Origin of the sequence: Butyricicoccus faecihominis (assembly GCF_014648015.1) — a bacterium.
Taxonomy (GTDB): Bacteria; Bacillota; Clostridia; order Oscillospirales; family Butyricicoccaceae; genus Agathobaculum; species Agathobaculum butyriciproducens.
Genome location: NZ_BMQH01000003.1, coordinates 218,655 through 241,165 on the forward strand (window position 1 = coordinate 218,655; position 22,511 = coordinate 241,165).

Here is a 22,511-nt window from a genome sequence, read left to right on the forward strand (position 1 = left end):
GGGGTACTCGAACTGCGCAGGCGTGTTCGCCCCTAACGGGCGGGAGGTTTTTCGCTTGAAATCAAGCGAGGAGTTGCGCTCTGCGGAGCGCGGGGATTCGCCGCGCCCCGCGGCAGGGCAAGAGGGTAGACACCTGCGGTTTCTACCCTCTTAACTCCCGTTTCCCTTTATTTCTTAGTCTGGCGCAGATTGCCGACATGTGACCGCTTCGAAATGGGGGAACGGCAGTCGGGTTACTCTTGCGTTTGTTTCGCAAAATATTCGCAGTTCACAGACAGCGTACCGCTACACATACGGTTAAATCCACGCAAGCGCGACATACCCGTGTCGCGCAACTCGTAAGTCTGGAGATTATGGACGGCACCTACGAATCTATCTATTTAGCAGCATTTATCCTCGTAGGTGCTGTCTATCATAACGCGCTGACGAGTTGCGCGGCACTGTTATGTCGCGCCTGCTTAGATGAAATCACATGTGTAGCAGTAATTTATCTGACGCTACGAATATGTCTCGACATGGGAGCACACTGTGCTCCCCTACGGTAGAAAAAATCCTCTGCCGTTCCCTTTTTTCGCAGCGGTCACATGTCGGCAATCTGCGCCAGACTATCCAAGGGAAAGGGGTGATCCACAAGAGGGTGGAAACCGCAGGTGTCTACCCTCTTGTGCGCCCGCGCGGCGTCAGCGCAGTTCCGTTCGCTTCGCAAGCGACGCCCTTCCGTTCTGCACCAGAACGCAAAAGAGGAACACTGCTGCCTCGCAGTGTCCCTCTTTGCACATATTACTGGTTTTTGTTTTCCTGATCTTTCTGCTGTGCCGCACGGCGGCGCTCTTTTGCGCTCACAGGAGGCATTGTCTCCTGCGCTTCAACGAACGCGTGTGTCTCCGGGTCGATGCGCTTATGCCCGCGATAGTCGTTCGTATCCACGGACAGACCGCGCTTTTTCAGCAGATGATTGATCTTCTCGGTCAACACGCTGTACAGCACGGCAAACAGCGGCACGCCGATCACCATGCCCGCGAAGCCCATCACGCCGCCGAACAGCAGAATGGCGAACATGACCCAGAAGCTCGACAGTCCGGTGGCGTTGCCGAGGATTTTCGGTCCGAGGATATTGCCGTCAAACTGCTGCAGCAGCAGCACAAAAATGACGAAATACAGCGCCTGCACCGGACTGATGACCATGATCAGAATGGTGCTCGGAATCGCACCGATGAACGGCCCGAAAAACGGGATGATATTGGTCACGCCGATGATAACCGCAATCAGGAGCGCGTACGACGTCGGCATGGTCATCCAGCCGAACGAGATCATAAGACGCATACCGATAAAGCACAGCACGCCGATGATCGACGAGTCCATCAGTTTGCCGGTGATGAAGCCGCCGAACACGCGGTGAATATGCGCCACACGCGCCATGATGGCATTTGCCTTTTCAACCGTGAAAAAGCTGTACGTCATCTTTTTCGCCTGTGCACAGAAGGTGTCCTTGCTGTTGAGAATGTACAGCGCGATAATGACACCGATCAGCAGATTCATCAGCACGTTTACGGTCGTAACAACGCCGCTCATCATGTTGCCGAGCTGCGGCAGCAGGTCATTCTGCGCCCAGTTCATCACCTGTGCGGAGAACTGATCGTACAGGCGCATGAAACTGTGCTCAATTTCCGGGTTGTTGTGCAGCAGCGACGCCACCCAGCCGGATATCTCGTTCATATACAGGTCCATCGAGTCCACCAGCGAGGTGATACTCGTGGCCAGCTGCGGCAGCACCATCCACAGCAGCACGCCTACAACCGCCAGACCGAAGGCCAGCGTCAGCGCGCTGCACAAGCCTTTGGCAAGCCGTGTGCCGTTTTTGAATTTACGCGACATCGGCGGCTGCAGATTGCGGTACAGCATGTTGAACACCGGCATGAGCAGGTACGCCATCACAAAGCCGTAAATGAACGGGCTGAGGATGCCGAAAAACTTCTTGATCATGCCCCAGATTATTGTCATGCGGAACAGCACGAACACGACCAGCACGCAGGCTACAATGACACCTAACGCAGTCAGCCCCCACTCGATATAGTGCGGCTGCAGGTCAAACCGGGACTTTTTTTCCTGATTGGGATCTTCCAACAATAAACTCCTTCCTGTCAGCTGTCAGAGGATGAAAATGAAGATTGAATACGCTCAGTCCTCATCCTCATCAAAGAACACGCGCCACAGCAGGTACAGCCACGTTGCGGCAAACGCTGCGAAGATGATCGCGCGGAACTTCTTGAAGAATTTAGAGAAGCAGGTGCCCAGCCACAGACCGAACGACAGCAGGCAGGTCTCGTAGATGAAGAACTCGATGAGCGAGAAGCCGCGGATCTTTTCGGTCGTGGTGCTCATAAAGCGTCCTGCCTGATCGCAGGCATCGCCTGCGGTGTGCAGCATCCGCTCAGCACGACTGCGCAGTGCATCGCGGTCGATACTGTCCAGATAGTTTTTCATAGCTTGTTCTCTCCTTTTCGTTTCACCGTATTACGCGGACGTGCTGTCCGTCTGTGCTCCCTGGGTTCGGGGTCCCCGGCGATGCTGCACGGCGTTTTCCCCATCGAGGAAATCCGGCCGAGCCGCATGCCGATTTTTTCTGCCAGTGCGTCGGCGTCCGCGCTGCCCGTCCTGCGCAGAGCCGCCTGCAGGATCAGTCCCGCAGCCCGCGCATCCGACCCGGCCTCGTGGTGGTTCAGGTCGATGTTCAGCGCGGCGGATACCGTATCCAGTTTATGATTTTCCAGCTCAGGCCATACCCGCTTGGACACCTTTACCGTGCATAAGTACCGGCATTCGGGCATTTTCAGTCCGTAATGCGCCAGACAGCTGCAAAGCACATTCGTATCGAACATAGCGTTGTGACACACGATGACGCAGCCCTCCGCTATGTCGGCGAGCGGCTCCCATACCTCGGCGAACGACGGTGCGTCCGCGACCATCTTCTCCTTGATGTGGTTGACGCGAACATTGCCCCAGTGGAACTTGCCCACGCATTCCGGCGGACGGATGAGCGAGATTTTCTCATCTACCAGCTGATTATCCTCAAACACGCTTGCGCCGAGTGCGCACGCGCTCAGCGGCGAGGCGTTTCCAGTCTCGAAATCCAGTGCAAGATATCTCATTGCAGCGCCTCCCGTCCGGCCGCGTCCGCGCGTTCCTTCGCCGCGAGCAGCAGTCTGTACAGCGGCGCAAGCTGCCGCATGGTCTTCAGCATAAACGGAACAAACGTGCCGTCCAGCACCGGAGCAAAGTCCTCACTGTTTGTGTAATCCACGCCGATCTCCTTGCGGTTCAGCCAGTCCTGATATTCCGGCTTTGCGTCCGGGAATTTCGGGCGCTTGTACATCTCGCCCGCAAGGTGCACCTGCGGACAGCTGTTCACCGCACGAAAGGCGTCAAGGAACAGCCTGTCTTCTGCGAGGATCATTTCGCGCAGCGCTTCCATTTCGCTTCTGCCCCACGCGCCCCAGCAGCCGAAGGCCCAGTATTCGGGATGCAGTTCAAAGTAGTATGCGGGAACGGATTCGCGTTCCCGTCGTGCTCTGCGGAAGAACAGCCACATGTTCGCCCGGTAGAGCGTCTTATCCTTGGTATATCGGGTATCGCGCCGCACGCGGGATACCATGCGGGACGGCACGGTGACGAACTGCGGGTCGATCTTGACCATCTCCGGCGTCATTTCCGCGATCAGTTCGTGAAAGGGCCGGATGGATAACCGCTTGATCTCGTCCTTGTGTGCATCGTAAAATTCTTTGCTGTTTTGCAGGCGATTCAGTTGCAGAAGATCCACGCCTTCTGCGGAAAAACCGTGAAATGCCATTTGTGTTGTTAGCCACCTTTTTGTTTTTGACGATTGTAAATCGTCCTTGAAGGTATAGAATACCTAAGGCAATACCACATAATTGAACAAGAGCGATTTACGAGTAATTTTTGCGGACTGGCGAGGCGTGGTTTTGCGGTAATACTTTGTGTATTACCGTGAAATCACAACGAAGTCAGGGCGCAAAATTTCCGTAAAGCGCCGCGGCAGCGCGACCGGAGCCTGCGCAAGGAGCCGCGGCAGCGCGACCGAAGCCTGCGCAAGGAACCGCGGCTTTAATTGTGTGGTGTTGCCTTATTATATTTTACCGCTTTTTTTCATTTTCTGCAACAGGAGTTTGACAGTTTTCCGTTCATAACACGTTAATCTCCCTGTGTATTTGTGCAATTTGTTGACCGTCGCTTGACAGAAAGGGTTGTTCCCTGCCGAAAATTCTGGTATACTGAAGATAAGTATATTGATAGAAAAAGGTGGAACGATCATGCTTACTGCTGCTAAAAAGGAATTTATCGAATTTATGATGAGTGCCGACGTACTGCGCTTCGGCGATTTTACGACCAAATCCGGCCGAAAGACCCCGTATTTCGTCAACACCGGCAACTACAAGACCGGTCTGCAGAACTCCCGTCTGGGTGAGTTTTACGCAGCTTTGGTCAAGGAGACCGTCGGCGATCAGTTCGACGCAATGTTCGGTCCGGCGTACAAGGGCATCCCGCTTGCTACCTCGGTTTCCGGTGCGCTGGCCCGCAATTACGGCATCGACAAGCCGTTCTTCTTCAACCGCAAGGAGGCGAAGGACCACGGCGAAGGCGGCAATATCGTCGGCTACAAGCCGCAGGACGGCGACCGCGTGATCATCATCGAGGATGTAATCACCGCAGGCACCGCTATCCGCGAGACCATGCCGGTGCTGCAGGCCTGCGCAGATGTGAAGGTTACCGATATGTTCATTTCGGTAAACCGCTGTGAGGTCGGCCAGACCCCGGGCAAGACCGCTGTTATGGAGGTCGGCGAGGAGTTCGGCATCAAGGTGCACGCGCTCGTTACCGTGCAGGATATCCGCGAGTATCTTGCGGATAAGGAGGAGTATGCTCATCTGCTGCCGCTGATGGATGCTTATATGAAGCAGTATTGCGTATTTTAACTATCGCGGCATAATCTCATAAGAAAAAAAGAACGCTCGATGGAGCGTTCTTTTTGTTTGCCTTTTCCCACTACTGTGCTATATTAGAACCACAATGGAATACGCCCGTCTGCATAACATTTCTATCCGTGAAGCGCATGAAATCCTGCATAACGATTAAGCACCGCCTATTTCGGGCGGTGCTTTCATTTTATCTCACTTTTCCGCCTGCAAAGTCTGCAAAAACTTACGCATCCTGTGGCAAGCCTCGCGCAGATGGTTCATCGAGTACGAATACGAAATACGCACATGACCCTCACCGCTCTCACCAAAGGCGCTGCCCGGAATGACCGCGACCTCCTGCTCGTGCAGCAGTCTCTCGCAGAATTCGTCACTCGACAGGCCGGTAGACTCGATCGACGGGAACATATAGAACGCGCCCTGCGGCTCAAAGCACTCGAGGCCCATGCTCCGCAGCTCGCCGAGCAGGTAGCGGCGGCGCAGGTCATACTGCTCGCGCATGCGCTCGATATCGTCCTCGCCGGTGCGGATAGCCTCAATGCCCGCGAACTGCGCGGTCGTCGGCGCAGACATAATGCCGAACTGATGAATCTTGCAGATGTGGCGCATCAGCTCCTTCGGGCCCATTGCCCAGCCGAGACGCCAACCGGTCATCGCATAGGACTTGGAGAAACCGTCCACAACAATGGTGCGCTCCTTCATGCCGTCCAGCTCCGCAAAGCAGACGTGGCGATCCGGGCCGTAGGTCAGGCTGTTGTAAATCTCATCCGACAGCACGATGATGTTCGTGTCCTTGATGACCGTCGCAATCGCCTGCAGCTCATCGCGCGTCATAATCGCGCCGGTCGGGTTGTTCGGGTACGGCAGAATGAGCAGCTTGGTGCGCGGTGTAATAGCAGCGCGCAGACTGTCCGCCGTCAGCTTGAACTGGTCCTCCGCGCGGGTCGGCAGCGGCACCGGAACACCGCCTGCCATCTGCGTCAGCGGCTTGTAGCATACAAAACTCGGCTCCGGAATGAGCACCTCGTCACCCACGTTGACAATCGCACGGATGGTGTTGTCGATCGCCTCAGAGCCGCCGACCGTCACAAGGATCTCCTTGTCCGCATCGTAGCACAGGCGGTACTTGCGGCGCACGAGCGCGGCAATCTGATTGCGCAGCTCGGCAAGACCCCAGTTGGAGGTATAGAAGGTCTGTCCTTTTTCCAGAGACCGAATGCCGGCGCGGCGAATCTGCCACGGCGTTTCAAAATCCGGCTCGCCCACACCGAGCGAGATCGCGTGCGGCATTTTAGCCGCCAGTTCAAAAAAGCGGCGAATGCCGGAAGGCTGTACTTCTTTTACACGCGCAGAGAGAATCTGCTCGTAGTTCACCATGCCATGACCTCTCTCTTATCGCTGTCTGCCGGGTCGAATTCCACACTGTTGTCCTTGTATTTTTTAAGGATGAAATGTGTGCCGGTGGACAGCACGTTCTCCATCGGCGCCAGCTGCTCGGAGACAAAGCGGGCAACCTCGCGCATGGTGCGTCCCTTGATGATAACGGTCAGATCGAAGCCGCCGCTCATCAGATACACGCTCTCCACCTGATGGTGCGAATAGATCTGACGGGCGATCTCATCAAAGCCCATACCCTTCTGCGGGGTGATCTTGACCTCGATGAGTGCGGTTACGCTCTCCTTGGATGTTTTATCCCAATCGACCACGGTCTTGTAGCCGAGGATCGTCGAATTCTTCTCATACGCGTTGATCGCAGCAGCCACGTCCTCCTCGGTCTCACCGAGCATCGCGGCCAGCTGTGCCGGAGTCAGACGCGCGTCCTGCGCCAGCAGATCAAGCAGCTTTTCAGGGTTTTTCATAATAAATGACCTCCCTTTTTCGTTTTTCAAGAATTACTTTATTATAGCACTGCGGTGCAGTTCTGTCTACGCTTGGAGCAGAAATTTTGCGATTGCGGAATAGAGAATTAAAAGAAGTCCGAAAAATTTTCGGACTTCTTTTCATGACGCAAAAATCAACGAACCACAGCGCCCTGATCTGCAGAGGTGACCAGACGCGAATAGCGGTACAGCCAGCCGGACTTGACATTCGGCTCACGCGGAACGTACTTGGCACGGCGTGCCTCCAGCTCCTCGTCGGAAACATTGACATTTACCTTGCTGTTCGGAATATCGATGGAGATGATATCGCCTTCCTGCACCAGACCGATCTCGCCGCCGGAAGCAGCCTCCGGCGAAACGTGACCGATGGATGCGCCGCGGGACGCACCGGAGAAACGGCCGTCGGTGATGAGCGCAACCGTAGTATCCAGCTTCATGCCGGCCAGCGCAGAGGTCGGGTTGAGCATCTCGCGCATGCCCGGACCGCCCTTCGGGCCTTCGTAGCGGATGACAACAACGTCACCCGGCACGATCTTGCCGTTGTAGATGGCGGAAATTGCGTCCTCCTCGCAGTCGAACACGCGTGCCGGACCTTCGTGCACCATCATTTCCGGCGCAACTGCCGAACGCTTGACAACGCAGCCGTTCTTTGCGATGTTGCCCCACAGAACAGCGATGCCGCCGGTCTGCGAATACGGATTCTCGAGCGGACGAACGACCTCCGGATTCTTGTTGACAACGCCCTCAAGGTTCTCGCCGACCGTCTTGCCGGTGCAGGTGATGAGCGACAGGTCGAGGAAATCACGCTTGGTCAGCTCCTTCATGATGGCCGGAACACCGCCCGCCATGTAAAGCTGCTCAATGTGGTGCGGGCCTGCCGGAGCCAGATGGCAGATGTTCGGCACCTTGCCGGACAGTTCGTTCAGGGTCTCAAGCTGCAGCGGAACGCCTGCTTCGTTTGCGATTGCCAGCAGGTGCAGAACCGAGTTGGTCGAGCAGCCGATCGCCATCTCACAGGTCAGCGCGTTGCGGAATGCTGCCGGCGTGAGGATGTCGCGCGGCTTGATGTCCTTCTCGATCAGCTCCATGATCTTCATGCCGGCGTGCTTTGCCAGATGAATACGGGCAGCCGAAACCGCCGGGGTCGTGCCGTTGCCCGGCAGCGCCATGCCGATGGCTTCAGACAGGCAGTTCATCGAGTTTGCGGTGTACATGCCTGCGCATGAGCCGCAGCCCGGGCAGGAATTGCACTCGGCTTCGTAGAAAGTCTCCTCGTCCATCATGCCGGCCTTGTAGGCGCCGACCGCCTCGAAGGTCTTGGACAGGGATACCTCCTCACCGCCGAAATGGCCTGCCAGCATCGGGCCGCCGGAAACCAGAATGGACGGAATATTCAAACGGGCAGCCGCCATCAGCATACCGGGAACGATCTTGTCGCAGTTCGGGATGAGCACCAGACCGTCCAGCTGGTGCGCCTGTGCCAGCGTCTCTACGCTGTCCGCGATCAGTTCACGGCTTGCCAGCGAGTACTTCATGCCGATGTGACCCATGGCAATGCCGTCGCATACGCCGATGGCCGGAACGAGCACCGGCGTACCGCCAGCCATGCGAACGCCCGCCTTAACCGCATCCGCGATCTTATCGAGGTTGATGTGGCCCGGAATGATCTCGGAATACGCCGAAACCACGCCGATGATCGGCTGCCTGATCTCCTCATCGGTCATACCGCAGGCACGCAGCAGCGAACGGTTCGGCATGCGCTCGGGTCCTGCAGTGATGTTGTCACTTCTTCTCACGGGGATTTTCCTCCTTTGAAAGCAGTCCAGCAGACTGCCTGATAGAAAAAACGGGCGGACGGGAAAATCCGTCCGCCCGTTCGGGGTAACTAAAAGCTGACGATCAGCACGCGAAATGCTTCACGTCTAACCGCAACCAAAGGTTGCGGCAATCATTCGGCACACAAAGTGTGCCGTAAAAAGTCAGGACATGCGCCTGACTTTTTACACCCCGACTCAGCGCCCGTGGGGCGCGTCATTGGGGTATTGACCAGTGGTTTCTACGGAACCGCTGGTCATATATAGGGGGCTTTTGAAGCCCCCTATAAGAAATAGTCTCAAGCGGAGCGCGAGATTATTTCTTCAGCCAGCTCATCATGCCGCGCAGCTTCTTGCCGGTCTCCTCAAGCTCGGTGTCTGCTTCCAGAGCACGGGTAGCGAGGAACTTGGCACGACCGCCTGCACGGTTCTCCTGAATCCACTCGGATGCGAAGGTACCGTCCTGGATCTCGCGCAGGATCTTCTTCATCTCCTTGCGGGTCTCCTCGGTGATGATGCGCTTGCCGGTGCGGTAATCACCGTACTCAGCGGTATCGGAGATGGAGTAACGCATCTTAGCGAAGCCGCCCTCGTTGATCAGGTCAACGATCAGCTTCATCTCGTGAACGCACTCAAAGTAAGCGTTCTCCGGAGCGTAGCCAGCCTCAACCAGAGTCTCAAAGCCAGCCTTCATCAGCTCGCAAACGCCGCCGCAGAGGACAGCCTGCTCACCGAACAGGTCGGTCTCGGTCTCGGTCTTGAAGGTGGACTCGAGGATGCCGGCACGGCCGCCGCCGATACCGCAGGCGTATGCCAGAGCGATGTCCATAGCCTTGCCGGAAGCGTCCTGATATACGCAAGCCAGATCCGGAACACCCTGACCCTCTTCGTATGCACGACGAACGATGTGACCCGGGCCCTTCGGAGCAACCATGATAACGTCAACGTCAGCCGGCGGAACGATCTGCTTGAAGTGGATGTTGAAGCCGTGAGCGAAAGCCAGTACGTTGCCCGGCTTCAGGTTCGGAGCGATAACGTCCTTATAGATGTCAGCCTGCTTCTCGTCCGGGGTCAGCATCATGATGATGTCGCCTGCTGCTGCAGCCTCAGCCGGAGTCATAACCTCCAGACCGTAGTCCTTAGCCTTCTTCTCGTGCTTGGAGCCCGGGCGCAGACCTACTACAACGTGTACACCGGAGTCCTTCAGGTTCATTGCGTGAGCATGACCCTGAGAACCAAAGCCGATGATTGCAACGGTCTTGCCGTCGAGCAGAGACAGGTTGCAGTCTGCGTCATAAAACATCTTTACCATTTTTATTTCCTCCTAAAAATTTATAAAGAGCTTATTTATCAAGTAAAGAGTGGAGAGTGAGGAGTGGAGATCGGAGAGTTTCGTACAGGGCGAGCCGTGAAGCAATCTTCACTCTCCACTCTGCACTCTTCACTCTAAAGCTCCTAACTCCTACCTCCTATCTCCTAACTTACTTCTCTATAGCCGTAACACCCGAACGGCTCATCTCGAGGATCTTAAAGTTCGAGATGACGTCGAGGAAGGCATCGATGCGGCTCGGCACTTCGGACAGCTCGATGATGATCTCGCTCTCCTGTGTATCGACCACGCGCGCGCCGTACAGCTCGCACAGCTGGCGAATATCGCTGCGGACACTTACGTCCGGCGTATGCAGCTTGACGAACACCAGCTCACTGCAGCAGGAGCTGTCTTCTTCGAGGTGTACAACGTGCATGACCTCTTCCAGCTTTGCCAGCTGCTTCATGATCTGCTCAAGCACCATATGGTCGCCCTGCACGATGATAGACATGCAGGAAACCTTCGGATCAGTCGTGGCCGAAACGGTCAGTGAGTCGATGTTGTAGCCGCGGCGGCCAAACAGGCTGGATACGCGGGCCAGAACACCGGCGTTGTTCTGTACGGTGACAGAAAGGATATACTTTTCCATAATTTCTCCTTCCTTATTCCGTTACAAGATCGTCAACCGTGCCGCCTGCCGGGATCATCGGCAGGACGCGCTCGTCCTTGTCGATCTGTGCGTCGATCAGCACAGGACCGGTACGCTTCATCGCTTCCCGCAGCGCGTCGCGCAGCTCGGCGATATTGGTAACACGGACGCCGCGTGCGCCGAAGGCGTCGGCCAGCTTGACGTAATCTGTCTTGCGGTGCGGGTCGGTCTGCGAGTAGCGGCTGCCATAGAACATGGTCTGCCACTGGCGCACGTTGCCGAGCACGCGGTTATTCATAATGATCGTGATCACCGGCAGGTTATAGGAAACCGCGGTGCAGATCTCGTTAAGGTTCATGTGGAACGAGCCGTCGCCCGTGATGTGGACAACCGTTCTGTCCGGGAAGGCCACCTGTGCGCCGAGAGCCGCGCCGTAGCCGAAGCCCATCGTACCCAGACCGCCGGACGTCAGGAACTGACGAACGTGCTTGCGGCCGTTGTACTGCGCGCTCCAAAGCTGGTGCTGACCAACGTCGGTTGCGATGATGGTGTCCTCCGGGGTCTCCTCCGCAACCGTGCGGAGCAGCTGGTGCGGATGGATAACGCTCTCGTCGTCCTTCGGCACATAGTCGAGCTTTGTCTGCCATTCGGTAATCTGCGCGCGCCATGCGTCGTGCTTTGCCTCCTTGATATACGGCATAACCTTTTCGAGGAAGGTCTCCGCATCGGAAACAATGGCATAGTCAACGCCGATGTTCTTATTGATCTCCGCGTCGTCAATGTCAACGTGGATAACCTTCGCCGACGGTGCAAAACGCTTGGTGTTGGTCGCAACGCGGTCGGAGAAGCGGGCGCCGATGCAGACCAGCAGGTCGCAGCGCTCAACCGCCCATGCGGCGGAAACCGTACCGTGCATGCCGATCATGCCGAGGCTGAGCGGCTCGGTATCCGGGATGCAGCCGATGGCCATCATGGTGTGCGCCGACGGAATATCCGCCTTGCGCTGCAGCTGCAGCAGCATGTCGCCTGCGTCAGAGGTTTCAACACCGCCGCCGTAATAAATCATCGGACGCTCGGAGGCGGCGATCATATCCGCTACGGTCTGCAGCTCTTCGTCCGAAATCTCGTAGGTTTCGTTGATCTCAACCTTGCCCTTCGGGATAAACTCACACTTAGCGGCGGTAATATCCTTCGGGATGTCGATCAGTACCGGACCCGGACGTCCGGAAGCGGCAATGCGGAACGCATCGCGCACGGTGTCCGCCAGCTCCTCCACATCGCGCACAACGAAATTGTGCTTGGTGATCGGCATGGTGATGCCGGCAATGTAAACCTCCTGAAAGGAATCACGGCCGATGAGGCTGGTGCCGACATTGCCGGTGATGGCAACCATCGGGATGGAATCCATATACGCGGTAGCAATACCGGTTACGAGGTTGGTCGCACCCGGTCCGCTCGTTGCCAGGCAGACGCCTACCTTGCCGGTCGCACGGGCGTAGCCGTCCGCTGCGTGTGCCGCGCCCTGTTCGTGCGCGGTCAGAATATGTCGAATGCGGTCGCTGTTTTTGTAAAGTGCGTCATAGATGTTCAAAACCGCACCGCCGGGATAACCGAAAATGGTATCAACTCCCTGCTCTACAAGTGCGTCGATCAGAATCTCTGCGCCGTTCTTTACCATTGCGAATCCGCCTCCTTTCTCTCATTTCAACATAGCATACATACTTATGCAGCAGCCGGATAACGATTGCCGCAAGATACCGTATAAACAAAAAAGCCCTTGTCTCACAAAGAGACAAAGACCAAAAACTCTGCGGTACCACTCTTTTTGCCACACTGCCCTGTACGGCGGCATGACCACTCACCTGATCGTTTAACGCAGATCATGCGGGATAGCTTACACTGAACCCTGTTTCATTTCATTTCAGCAATCCGGCTCCCGGAGGACTTTCGCACTTTCCGTTTCCCACTGTCTTACACCAGCCGACAGCTCTCTATCATGGGTTCGGGACGCTACTTTTCCGTTCGCAGCCTGTATCTTTTTGAATGTTGTTTATATTATAAAGGCGTTTTCTCAGAATGTCAACGTCTTTCCGACTGCAAATATGCGAAAACTGTCGTGCATATTTCTTTGTTTTTTCGCCATACTACACAATGCCAAACATGTACAGTTTTTACTCCGGCAAACTGTGCGATTTTCACAAGCGAAGGAGGTGCGGGCGTATGGCAGTGCCGCTGCTGCGCACGCTGATTTTATACTGCGCGGTCATCTGCGCCGTGCGTCTGATGGGGAAACGGCAGATCGGCGAGCTGGACCCGTCCGAGCTGGTCGTTACCATTCTGGTATCCGATCTGGCGGCTGTGCCCATGCAGGATTTAGGGATTCCGCTGCTCTCCGGTCTGGTGCCGATCGCCACGCTCGTGGTGCTCGAGATTTTCCTCAGCTTCGCCGCACTCAAAAGCCGCAGATTCCGGCGGCTGCTGAACGGTCAGCCGGCCATCATCATCCGCAGGGGACAGCTCGATATTGGCAAGCTGCGGCAAATGCGGCTGACGACCGACGAGGTGATAGAAACACTCCGCAAGCAGAATGTCGCAGCCGTGTCCGATGTGAAATACGGCGTCATCGAGCCGGACGGCACGCTGACGGTTATCCTCAAGCAGCCGCAGCAACCGGTCACGGCGGAAATGCTCGGCATTACGCCCAAGGATATCGGTCTGCCGCTCGTTGTCGTGTCGGACGGCAAGATGGTTCCGCGCTCGCTCGAGCTGCTGCACCTCTCCCCTGTGGATATCGAGCGGCGGCTGAAAAACCAGAGTATCGCGGTCGAGGATGTGTTCCTGATGACGCTCGACGACTGCGGCAACACGTTCCTGCAGAAAAAGGAGGGCCGTGCATGAAGCGATTGCTGACGGCTGCCGTGCTGTGTACCGTGCTCATCCTCGGCAGTGTATGGAGCATAAGAGCCGTGGATAACACGGCACAGGCGGTCGCCCTCGACGTAGAGAACGACCGCCTGAATGAAGCGCGGGAGACATGGGACGCAGCACAGACCCTGCTCGGCGCTCTGCTGCTGCACAGCGAGATTGATCAGGCTGACCGGCTGTTTGACCGTGTGCTTGCCGCGCAGCAAAACGGCTTGACGGACGAATTTTCGCTTGACCGCGCAGAGCTGCTCGCTCAGCTGAGGCATTTGCCGGAGGTGCAGCGTCCGACGCTTAAAAATCTGTTTTAAGGCAACACCGCACAATTAAAGCTGCGGCGCTTTGCGGAAATTTTGTGTCCTGACTTTGTTGCAGTTTCACGGTAATACATCAAGTATTACCGCAAAACTGCGCCTCGTCAGTACGCAAAATTTGCTCGCAAATCGCTCTTGTTCAATTATGCGGTATTCCCTTAACGGTATTCACGCACCTGCACGGACAGACCGTCCGGATCGTAAACGTAGAAATAGCGCGCGTCCGGCTCCGGCTGACGGATATCGGACGGATTCATGCCGTGCAGGACGGCACGCTCATGTGCCTCGGCAATATCCTCCGTACCGAAGCAGAGAAACATACCGGACGCCTTGACGGTCTCGCCCTCCGGCATGCCGATCAGCTCCAGCTGAGTTTCGCCGGAGGCGTTCTGCAGGTAGGCAATGCTGTCGCCGTTCGCGGAGAACTGCGTGTGGATCTTGAGCTCGGTGAGCGTCTGGTAAAAATGCAGCGACTTCTCGAAATCGCGCACACGGAGCGCTAAATGGTGGATGTGCATAGCAGGCACCTCGTTTCGTTGTTTTGTTTTATTGTACAAAGCAGAGTCAGCCTGTGTCAATAGGGAAATTCCGGAGATTAGCGCTACACATACGGGCTACTCTGCGCAGGCGCGGCACAAGGTGAATTGCCCGTAGGGCAAGAGAAGGTCCCCTGGGGGATAACAGTGTCGCGCGATTTTTTCCCGTTATACCGGAAGGCACCTGCGAATTTAGGCGTTTGGTGCAATTTATCCTCGTAGGTGCTGTCTATAATAACGCGCTCACGAGTTGCGCAACACGGGTATGTTGCGCCTGCTTAGATGAAATCGCATGTGTAGCAGTAATGTATCTGACCCTGCGAACAGTTTGCGAAAGACACGGAAGAAAAAATCCTCTGCCGTTCCCTTTTTCGAAGCGGTCACATGTAGGCAATCTGCGCCAGACTATCCAAGGGAAAGGTAGGAGTTCAAAGAGGAAGGAAAACCGCAGGTTGTCCTTCCTTTTTGCCCCCGCCGCGGGCGCGGCAACGCTCCCGCCGTCCGCAGACGGCGAATCCCCCGCTGAGGTTCAGCAGAAAACTCTCTGCCCCGGCAGGGCGAACCCGCCTGCGGCAGTTCGTGTTCCCCAGTCATCCGGTGCAGGAAAAAGGAGCCGTCCGGACGGCTCCCATCTCCCCGGGCAAGCAGTAAAATTCCCTCTTGACATTCCGCAATCACCGACTACAATATTACTTAGGAAACGAAGTAATTAAACGAGGTGATTTCATGGATACCGGGCGGCTTATCAACAAGCTATCTAACTGCCTGCGCCGCCGATCAGCGGAAACGCAAAAACGCATTCATATCAGCGGCACCAAAGGTCAGATTCTCAACTACATTTTGATAGAAAGTCAAAAACACCCGCTCGTACAGCGCGATATCGAGCAGGAATTCGGCCTGCGGCCTTCCACCGCAACCGAAATGCTGCAGGCCCTGCAGGCTGCCGATCTCATCCGCCGCGAACCCGATCCCGCGGACGCACGGCGCAAATGCATTGTCTGCACTGAAAAAGCCGAAGCCTTCCGTCCCGCCTGCCTGCAGGAGATTACGGAGACCGAAGCCATGCTGCTCCGCGGCATCTCGCCCGAGGAGCGGGACACATTTATGCGGATCGGGCTGAAAATGCTTTCAAATTTTGAAAAAAACGATTAGCCATTACCGCAGGGCGGGCTGCCCTGCCGCTTCGATGAAAACAACCGTTAAATTTCCAAAGGAAGGAACGTGTACAACTTGGACAACGATACTCTCCTCGGCAAAGCGCCGATACCTCGTGCAGTAGCCGCAATGGCGATTCCGAGCGTCATCAGCAGCCTTGTCACCGTGGTGTACAACATGGCGGACACCTTTTTCGTCGGACAGACCGGCGACGCCCTGCAGGTAGCCGCCGTCAGCCTGACCAACCCGATCTTCATCCTGCTGATGGCGTTCGCCAACATGTTCGGCATGGGCGGCAGTGCGATGATCTCGGTCGCGCTCGGCGAGAACAATCACCAAAGCGTGAAGAAAATCTCCTCGTTCATCTCATGGGCGAGCTTGATCGTCGGCGCAGCGTTTGCCGCCGTACTGCTGTGCTTCACCGCGCCCATCCTGCATCTGTTCGGCGCGGACGCAAGCACATTTGAGTTTGCCCGTGGCTACACGGTTTACATCGCGTTCGGCGCACCGTTCGTCATCTGGTCGGCCGCAGCCAGCTTCGTTGTGCGCGCGGAAGGCGCGAGCAAGGAGGCCATGATCGGCAGCATGATCGGCACGATTGCAAACATCGTACTCGACCCGATTTTCGTCTCCGGTCTGGGACAGGGCGCGGCAGGCGCAGCCATTGCAACCACCATCGGCAATATGCTTGCGGCGCTGTACTACCTGTGGTATTTTCTCAAAAAGTCGCGGCGGTTTTCGCTTGCGCCGAAGGACGCGCTCTGCGGCACGCACATTGCCGTGCGCGTGTGCTCTGCCGGCTTCCCGACCGCCATTTTCTCCGCGCTGATGTGTGTTTCAACCATTGTGCTCAACCTGATTCTGGTCGCCTACGGCAACGCGCCCGTTGCGGCGATTGGCATCGTGTTCAAAGCGAATATGTTCATCACCTTCCTGCAAATGGGCCTTGCAAACGGTGTACAGCCGATTTTCGGTTACAGCTACGGTGCGGGTGATATCAAGCGTTTTACCGATACCGAGCGTTTTACCAAGCTGTGCTGCTTTGTTGTCGGATTGGCGGCAACCGCGCTCTATTTCTTCCTGCGCAAGCCGATCATCGGCCTGTTCGTGGACGACAGCGGCGTTATTACATACGGCGTGCAGATGCTGATCGCCTACATGTTGTCCGGCCCGTTCATCGGTTTTCTGTTCGTCAATATGAACTGTATGCAGTCGGTCGGACGCGCCCTTCCGGCTACCGTGCTGTCCGTGCTGCGGCAGGGTCTGCTGCTCATTCCCCTGCTGTATCTGCTGAATGCGGTTTTCGGTCTGAATGGCGCAGTTCTCGGACAGTCCATCACGGATTATGTCACTATTGCACTGTCGTGCGTGGTTTGGAGAAGGATTCGGCACGGATTGGAACAGCGTACCTAATAGAAAACCATACAGCAAAAGAGGTCTGCAATGCAGACCTCTTTTCAGTTTGTCAAAAAAATATTATTTTAATTTTTACGCTTCGTGCGGCAGCACGCATAAAATAGAATTTGCGAAGCAAATTCATAAAAAGTCGGGGCGTGTACCTGACTTTTTATACAAGGGAAGAAAAAATGTGCCCGTCAGGGCGCAGTTTTTCTTCAGTATTCGCTCGAAAGCGTGGTTTCGAGCGAGAGGCTGCTCGGAAAACGATAGTTTTTCGACAGCCTCAAAAAGAGGTTTGCCCTGCAGACCTCTTTTCCCTATTCACTTCGCCAGCATAAAGTACGCCAGCACGGCGATACCGAGGATAATACGATACCAGCCGAACACCTTGAAATCGTGCTTCTTGACAAAGCCCATCAGGAAACGGATGATGAGCAGCGAGGACACGAACGCGGTGATTGTACCGATACCAAGAATCATCAGCTCGGTGGATGTAAACGCAAAGCCAAACTTGAGAATCTTGAGCAGGCTTGCGCCGAACATGACCGGAATGGCCAGGAAGAACGTAAACTCCGCAGCCACAGTACGCGATACGCCGAGCAGCAGCGCGCCGACAATCGTTGCGCCGGAACGCGAGGTGCCCGGGAACACAGCCGCGATTAGCTGGAACATACCGATCATAAATACGGTCGGGTAAGTAAGCTCCGTGAGTGCGTTGATGCGCGCCGGCTTGCCTTTGTGCGCGTTCTCCACCAGAATGAACGCTACGCCGAACACAATCAGCGCGATGGAAACCGTCTGGTAATTGTAGAACAGTTCTTCAAACAGGTCGTTCCACTTGAGACCGACGATCGCCGCGGGAACACAAGCTACCAGAATCTTGATCCACAGCTTGACGGTATCCGTATTCAGCACGATGGATGCGCCGCCATGACGGCCCTTTCGCCGCTCAAACGGGAAAATCTGTCCCCAGAACAGGACAACGACCGCGAGTATCGCACCGAGCTGAATAACCACCTCGAACATGCTGTAAAACGCTTCCGACACGTCCAGCTTTACAAACTCATTGAGCAGAATCATGTGTCCGGTACTGCTGATCGGCAGCCACTCGGTGATGCCCTCTACAATGCCGAACAGAAATGCTTTGAGCAATTCTATCACAGGGTTTTCCTCCTTAAAATTTTTGTTCAGTTTTTTTATGTTATTTTATACCTTACCACAACTTACGCCATCCCGCAAGCAAACAAGCGGAAATGTCATAAAAAAGTTATACTTTGCAGCAGGCTGACTTGCCATTCCGAGTGTACCGTGGTATATTATAAATGTATAGTTATGATTGACAGAAAGGTGTTTTCATGGAATATATCACCCACTCACCCGAGGAGACCGAAGCACTCGGCGCAGAATACGCAAAAAGCCTCAAGGCAGGCGATGTTGTTGCGTTCTCCGGCGACCTCGGTGCCGGCAAGACCGCATTCACGCGCGGCGTGCTGCACGGACTCGGCTACGAGGGCCGCGTCACCAGCCCGACCTTTGCCATTGCAAACGAATACGAAACGCCGACGGTCAAGGTCGCGCACTTCGACCTGTACCGCATTCTCGACAGCGAAGCGCTGTTCGAGATCGGCTTTGACGAATATCTCGACGGCAGCCGCATTGTGCTCATCGAATGGAGCGAAAACGCCGCAGACGTTCTGCCGGAAGCCTACAAAACCGTCCATATTGCCTACGGCGATGCGGACAACGACCGCCGCATTACGATTGGAGAAGTGACTGTATGAAAATTCTTGCACTGGAATCCTCGGCGGTCAGCGCGTCTGTCGCGCTCACCGAGGACGAAAAACTGGTGGCGCAGTCCTTTCAGAACTGCGGCCTGACGCACTCACGCACGCTGCTGCCGATGGTGGAAAACCTGCTGGCAAACTGCGGCGTATCGCTCGCTGACGTGGACGCGATCGCTGTCGCGCACGGCCCCGGCTCGTTTACCGGTGTGCGCATCGGTGTGGCCACGGTCAAGGGTCTGGCGCTCGGCGCAGACAAGCCGTGCCTCGGTGTCTCCACGCTCGAGGCAATGGCATGGGGCGCCCGCGCACTCGGCGGCGACCTGTGCTGCGTGATGGATGCGCGTGCGGGTCAGGTTTACAACGCGCTTTTCACCGCAGAGGACGGCAGCGTACGCCGTCTGTGCGATGACCGTGCGATCAAGCTGACCGAGCTTGCCGAAGAAATCGGAGAAGCGCCGTATTTTCTGGTTGGAGATGGCGCGGATCTGTGTTATAATACTATCAAAGAGAACTGCACCGGTCTGCGGCTCGCACCCGCCGAGCTGCGGTTTGCGACCGGATTTGGTGTTGCCGCCGCCGCACTCCCCCTGTTCCGCGAGGGCAAAGCCTGCTCCCCCCAGGAGTTGGACGCCTTCTATCTGCGTCGTCCGCAGGCAGAGCGCGAGCGCATGGCGCGTCTGGCACAGACCAAATAGCAGACATCACCGCACAATGAAAGCTGCGGCTTCTTGCGCAGGCTCCGGTCGCGCTGCCGCGGCGCTTTGCGGAATTTTTGTGCCCTGACTTCGTTCCGATTTCACGGTAATACACAAAGTATTACTGCAAAACCGCGCCTTGTCAGTGTGCAAAATTCACTCGCAAATCGCTCTTGTTCAATTATGCGATATTGCCTGAAGCAAAAAGTTTTAGGATAAAGGAGATTTTTATTATGGCAACCGTACATGAAATGGACCACCCGCTGATTAAGCACAAGCTGGCGCTGATGCGCGACAAGACCACCGGCGTTAAGGAGTTCCGCGAGGCTGCTGCTGAGATTGCAATGCTGATGTGCTACGAGGCTACCCGCGATCTGCCGCTCAAGGAGATCACCATCGAGACTCCGGTCTCTGATGCGCGCGTACAGGTTATTTCCGGCAAGAAGATTGCGCTCGTGCCGATCCTGCGTGCAGGTCTGGGCATGGTTGAGGGCATTCTGGAGATGATTCCGGCAGCTAAGGTCGGCCACATCGGTCTGTACCGCAACCCGGAAACCCTGCAGCCGATCGAGTATTACTGCAAGCTGCCGAATGACATCGAGGATCGCGACGTACTGCTGCTCGACCCGATGCTGGCTACCGGCGGTTCCGCTATCGCTGCCATCGACGGCCTCAAGCGCCGCGGCGTAAAGCACATTAAGCTGATGAACCTCATCGCTGCTCCGGAAGGCGTTGCCGCTGTTCAGAAGGCACATCCGGACGTTGAGATCTTCGTTGCCGGTATCGACGAGAAGCTGAACGACCACGGCTATATCGTTCCGGGTCTGGGTGACGCCGGCGACCGTATCTTCGGCACCAAGTAAGCAATATACCGCTGAATTTTCGGTATCTGCAGTACAATTTCACACCGACCGTTCCTGCAGAGGAGGGTGAACCGTATGACATTTGATGGCATCAAACGCTTTTCTCCATACTGGAATTTTGTCCTTTGCTATGGTCTTGTGACGGCGGTCGGGCTGATCCCCGGTCTGCTGTGCGGCAACGAAATGGGGTACTGGCTGCTCGGCTTCTGGCTGATCCTGCCGTTTTCGGCGTTGCTGTGCACGTTTCGGGCGGCATACCGCGCTCTGCCGTGGTACGGTCTGATGCCCGTGTTCGTCGGCCTGTGGGCGATTGTTCTGCCGCTTGCCACGTTCCGCTCGACTGAGATGCAAAGCCTGTTTTACGGGCTTGTTCCCTCGCTGGTCGGCTTAACGTTGGGCGTACTGGTGCGCAAATTTGTATTCTGGTATCAAAACAGATAGAGACACTTTTAAGGACACTTTTGCGGTGCGGCTTATAGCAATCCGAATAGATAATGCGACAAAAGTAGCGCATACAGCGCGTGAATAGCAAGGAGATTTTACGCAGCTATGCTGACGCATAGCAAGTGAAAGCGACGCTGCTATGCGCGTGCTGTATGCGCGCACTTGTTGCAGTATTTGTTTGGATTGCTATAAAAGCCGCACCGTTTTGTTGGGAGAAAATTGAACCTATGCAATTTTACGAACTAAACTCCAGCCGCATGGACTACCGCGAGCTGAGCGCGGACGACCTCGACCTGCTGACGCCGCTCCTGCGCAGTGAGGAAACCATGCAGACGCTCGGCGGCGCACTCTCCTACGAGCAGACACTGGACTGGCTGGTGGATACGCTGCGCCGCTATCAGACCGAAGGCTGCGGCTGGCTGCTCGCACTTGATAAGCCGACCGGCGTTCCCGCGGCTCTGTGCGGCCTGACTTACGAGCAGGTCGGCGCGGAACGCGTGCTGACCGCGAACTGCATCGTCCGGCATGAGCTGCGCGGCATCGGCGTCGGCCGCGAGTGCATCGCTGCATGCCTGCTGTACGCGTTCGAATCCATGCACGCCGACGAGGTCAGCGCCTTCGTGCAGAAGGATGATCTCGCAGGACTGCATACTGCCGTTGCCTGCCGTATGCAGCCGACCGAAAAGGTCAGCCATACCGCCTTCGGCAAGACCGCACCGTGTGTACGGTGTGTGGTTCGGAATCCGCACCTCACAGAGAAGGCAGAAGCGGAAAATGAACCGTTGGAAGATGAAAAAAGCACCGAAACGTAAGTTTCGGTGCTTTTTTGTTGCCATTTTTGTGTCAATCGCGTTGTTTATAAATCAGTGCAGACGGTTTATACGGTAAAATCCGTCAATAAGTGAAATTCGCAGGTGCCGTCCGTAGCAACGTGCAAACGCCTTATTTCGAAGCGGTCGCCGGTCTCCGGTCTGCGCCAGATCAGGAATAACGGAAACGGGATTCACAAGGGTGGAAACCTTGGTGTCCATCCTTGTGCGCCCGCGCGGCGTCAGTGCAGATTCCGCTCGCTTCGCAAGCGACCAGCCTCACCGATACTGCTCCGCCCAGACAGCCTCATTCGCCTCCAGCGACTTCGGTACATCCAACACCCGCTGGTTCGCGCTGCCGCGAAACCGCAGCTCGATGTTCTTCTCCGCCATGAGAAACGGCCCGTCTACCAGTAAATCCAGTTGCCCGAGCAGCTTTTTCACAAACGGATCGCTCAGCTCCAACAGCTGCTCAAACGTGTAGCCCGAGTACGCCATCAGGTGCTTGCCCTTGCGCTTCAGTTCCACCGCAAGATAATACAGCGGCTCCGCCTTACAAAACGGCTCGCCACCCGAGAACGTCACACCCTTGATGAACGGATTGCGGCACATATCCTTCAGCAGCGTGTCCAGCTCAATATCCTGCCCGCCCTCAAAGTCGTGCGTCTGCGGATTGTGGCAGCCCGGACAGCCATGCGGACAGCCCTGCACAAACAGCGTATAGCGGAAGCCGGGGCCGTCCACAATGGACTCCCCGACTGTACCTGCAATGCGAATTTTACCTTCCATCAGGCGGTGTGCTCCTGACGCATGGAGCAGCAGCTCGGAACGCTGTGCTTTACGCGGTCGTGCTCCTCCGCGCGCTTGCCGTTGTTGAAGCGGTCGAGCGTACCTACCAGATAACCCGTAATGCGGCGGATACGTTCAAAGCCTACACCTTCACCAATC

At 56.0% G+C, this 22,511-nt stretch carries 23 protein-coding genes, 1 pseudogene and 1 other annotated feature; of the genes and pseudogenes, 10 read left to right on the top strand and 14 right to left on the bottom strand.

The features are described 5' to 3' along the window. Positions 1-780: 780 nt before the first annotated feature. Genes IEY11_RS04340 through IEY11_RS04355 form a run of 4 tightly spaced genes read right to left on the bottom strand, consistent with a single transcriptional unit; the run spans position 781 to position 3,847 of the window. Positions 781-2,124, bottom strand: coding sequence for an AI-2E family transporter (locus IEY11_RS04340; RefSeq protein WP_243183949.1), 1,344 nt, complete (start codon positions 2,122-2,124; stop codon positions 781-783). Between the two features lie 54 nt (positions 2,125-2,178). Further along, positions 2,179-2,484, bottom strand: coding sequence for a hypothetical protein (locus IEY11_RS04345; RefSeq protein WP_188885887.1), 306 nt, complete (start codon positions 2,482-2,484; stop codon positions 2,179-2,181). Then, positions 2,481-3,149, bottom strand: a complete 669-nt coding sequence (locus IEY11_RS04350) for a 3'-5' exonuclease (protein ID WP_188885888.1) — start codon at positions 3,147-3,149, stop codon at positions 2,481-2,483. Before IEY11_RS04350 ends, IEY11_RS04345 begins: the two co-directional genes overlap by 4 nt. Continuing rightward, entirely contained in the window at positions 3,146-3,847 is a 702-nt protein-coding gene (locus IEY11_RS04355; RefSeq protein ID WP_188885889.1) for a DUF2461 domain-containing protein, read from the bottom strand. The genes IEY11_RS04350 and IEY11_RS04355 overlap by 4 nt, the downstream gene beginning before the upstream one ends. A gap of 481 nt (positions 3,848-4,328) precedes the next feature. On the opposite strand from IEY11_RS04355, the gene pyrE reads away from it, so the two are divergent. Continuing rightward, positions 4,329-4,991 (top strand): orotate phosphoribosyltransferase, encoded by a 663-nt coding sequence (gene pyrE, locus IEY11_RS04360; protein WP_188885890.1) that lies wholly within the window; start codon positions 4,329-4,331, stop codon positions 4,989-4,991. Positions 4,992-5,186: 195 nt separating this feature from the next. Here the strand turns inward: pyrE and IEY11_RS04365 are convergent, their stop codons facing one another. From IEY11_RS04365 to ilvB, 6 genes are all read right to left on the bottom strand, one after another. Further along, on the bottom strand, positions 5,187-6,368 hold the full coding sequence (locus IEY11_RS04365; protein ID WP_188885891.1) for a pyridoxal phosphate-dependent aminotransferase: 1,182 nt from the start codon (positions 6,366-6,368) through the stop codon (positions 5,187-5,189). Next, the gene (locus IEY11_RS04370; protein ID WP_118361494.1) at positions 6,362-6,850 is read right to left on the bottom strand and encodes an Lrp/AsnC family transcriptional regulator; all 489 of its coding nucleotides are present in this window, start codon (positions 6,848-6,850) and stop codon (positions 6,362-6,364) included. The genes IEY11_RS04365 and IEY11_RS04370 overlap by 7 nt, the downstream gene beginning before the upstream one ends. Positions 6,851-7,005: 155 nt before the next feature. Further along, positions 7,006-8,667, bottom strand: a complete 1,662-nt coding sequence (ilvD, locus tag IEY11_RS04375) for a dihydroxy-acid dehydratase (protein WP_270384433.1) — start codon at positions 8,665-8,667, stop codon at positions 7,006-7,008. A gap of 334 nt (positions 8,668-9,001) precedes the next feature. Then, entirely contained in the window at positions 9,002-9,997 is a 996-nt protein-coding gene (gene ilvC / locus IEY11_RS04380) for a ketol-acid reductoisomerase (RefSeq protein ID WP_118361496.1), read from the bottom strand. Positions 9,998-10,166: 169 nt separating this feature from the next. After that, a complete protein-coding gene (gene ilvN, locus IEY11_RS04385; protein ID WP_110437073.1) occupies positions 10,167-10,643 on the bottom strand; it encodes an acetolactate synthase small subunit in 477 nt (158 codons plus the stop codon). Positions 10,644-10,656: 13 nt separating this feature from the next. Further along, positions 10,657-12,321, bottom strand: a complete 1,665-nt coding sequence (gene ilvB / locus IEY11_RS04390) for a biosynthetic-type acetolactate synthase large subunit (RefSeq protein WP_188885892.1) — start codon at positions 12,319-12,321, stop codon at positions 10,657-10,659. Between the two features lie 107 nt (positions 12,322-12,428). Next, positions 12,429-12,678, bottom strand: a binding site (T-box leader). A gap of 185 nt (positions 12,679-12,863) precedes the next feature. Between ilvB and IEY11_RS04395 the strand changes: the two genes are divergently transcribed. After that, positions 12,864-13,541, top strand: a complete 678-nt coding sequence (locus IEY11_RS04395) for a DUF421 domain-containing protein (protein WP_188885893.1) — start codon at positions 12,864-12,866, stop codon at positions 13,539-13,541. Next, positions 13,538-13,876, top strand: a complete 339-nt coding sequence (locus IEY11_RS04400; RefSeq protein ID WP_188885894.1) for a DUF4363 family protein — start codon at positions 13,538-13,540, stop codon at positions 13,874-13,876. The genes IEY11_RS04395 and IEY11_RS04400 overlap by 4 nt, the downstream gene beginning before the upstream one ends. Before the next feature lie 161 nt (positions 13,877-14,037). Here IEY11_RS04400 and IEY11_RS04405 read toward each other — a convergent pair whose 3' ends face one another. Continuing rightward, a complete protein-coding gene (locus tag IEY11_RS04405) occupies positions 14,038-14,397 on the bottom strand; it encodes a VOC family protein (RefSeq protein ID WP_188885895.1) in 360 nt (119 codons plus the stop codon). A gap of 744 nt (positions 14,398-15,141) precedes the next feature. On the opposite strand from IEY11_RS04405, the gene IEY11_RS04410 reads away from it, so the two are divergent. Both IEY11_RS04410 and IEY11_RS04415 read left to right on the top strand, forming a co-directional pair. Next, positions 15,142-15,567, top strand: a complete 426-nt coding sequence (locus IEY11_RS04410; RefSeq protein ID WP_188885896.1) for a MarR family winged helix-turn-helix transcriptional regulator — start codon at positions 15,142-15,144, stop codon at positions 15,565-15,567. Between the two features lie 78 nt (positions 15,568-15,645). After that, positions 15,646-16,983: an MATE family efflux transporter gene (locus IEY11_RS04415; RefSeq protein ID WP_243183950.1), complete on the top strand. Its 1,338-nt coding sequence runs from the start codon at positions 15,646-15,648 to the stop codon at positions 16,981-16,983. A gap of 306 nt (positions 16,984-17,289) precedes the next feature. Here IEY11_RS04415 and IEY11_RS04420 read toward each other — a convergent pair whose 3' ends face one another. Then, positions 17,290-18,129, bottom strand: coding sequence for an undecaprenyl-diphosphate phosphatase (locus IEY11_RS04420; protein ID WP_188885897.1), 840 nt, complete (start codon positions 18,127-18,129; stop codon positions 17,290-17,292). Between the two features lie 194 nt (positions 18,130-18,323). On the opposite strand from IEY11_RS04420, the gene tsaE reads away from it, so the two are divergent. The 5 genes from tsaE (at position 18,324) to IEY11_RS04445 (ending at position 21,566) form a co-directional block, all read left to right on the top strand. Further along, positions 18,324-18,749, top strand: a complete 426-nt coding sequence (gene tsaE / locus IEY11_RS04425) for a tRNA (adenosine(37)-N6)-threonylcarbamoyltransferase complex ATPase subunit type 1 TsaE (RefSeq protein WP_110437081.1) — start codon at positions 18,324-18,326, stop codon at positions 18,747-18,749. Then, positions 18,746-19,447: a tRNA (adenosine(37)-N6)-threonylcarbamoyltransferase complex dimerization subunit type 1 TsaB gene (tsaB, locus tag IEY11_RS04430; protein WP_188885898.1), complete on the top strand. Its 702-nt coding sequence runs from the start codon at positions 18,746-18,748 to the stop codon at positions 19,445-19,447. The genes tsaE and tsaB overlap by 4 nt, the downstream gene beginning before the upstream one ends. A gap of 233 nt (positions 19,448-19,680) precedes the next feature. Further along, positions 19,681-20,310, top strand: coding sequence for a uracil phosphoribosyltransferase (upp, locus tag IEY11_RS04435; protein ID WP_118361519.1), 630 nt, complete (start codon positions 19,681-19,683; stop codon positions 20,308-20,310). Positions 20,311-20,385: 75 nt separating this feature from the next. Further along, positions 20,386-20,751, top strand: coding sequence for a hypothetical protein (locus tag IEY11_RS04440; protein ID WP_188885899.1), 366 nt, complete (start codon positions 20,386-20,388; stop codon positions 20,749-20,751). A gap of 230 nt (positions 20,752-20,981) precedes the next feature. Continuing rightward, a complete protein-coding gene (locus IEY11_RS04445) occupies positions 20,982-21,566 on the top strand; it encodes a GNAT family N-acetyltransferase (protein WP_188885900.1) in 585 nt (194 codons plus the stop codon). Between the two features lie 276 nt (positions 21,567-21,842). On the opposite strand, the gene nrdG is transcribed toward IEY11_RS04445, so the two are convergent. Together nrdG and nrdD are read right to left on the bottom strand one after the other, a co-directional pair. Continuing rightward, complete coding sequence (nrdG, locus tag IEY11_RS04450) at positions 21,843-22,352, bottom strand: anaerobic ribonucleoside-triphosphate reductase activating protein (protein ID WP_118760477.1); 510 nt, start codon at positions 22,350-22,352, stop codon at positions 21,843-21,845. After that, positions 22,352-22,492 (bottom strand): annotated as a pseudogene (gene nrdD / locus IEY11_RS04455) (anaerobic ribonucleoside-triphosphate reductase); the annotation flags it as partial. The gene nrdG and the pseudogene nrdD, both read right to left, overlap by 1 nt. Between the last annotated feature and the right edge of the window lie 19 nt (positions 22,493-22,511).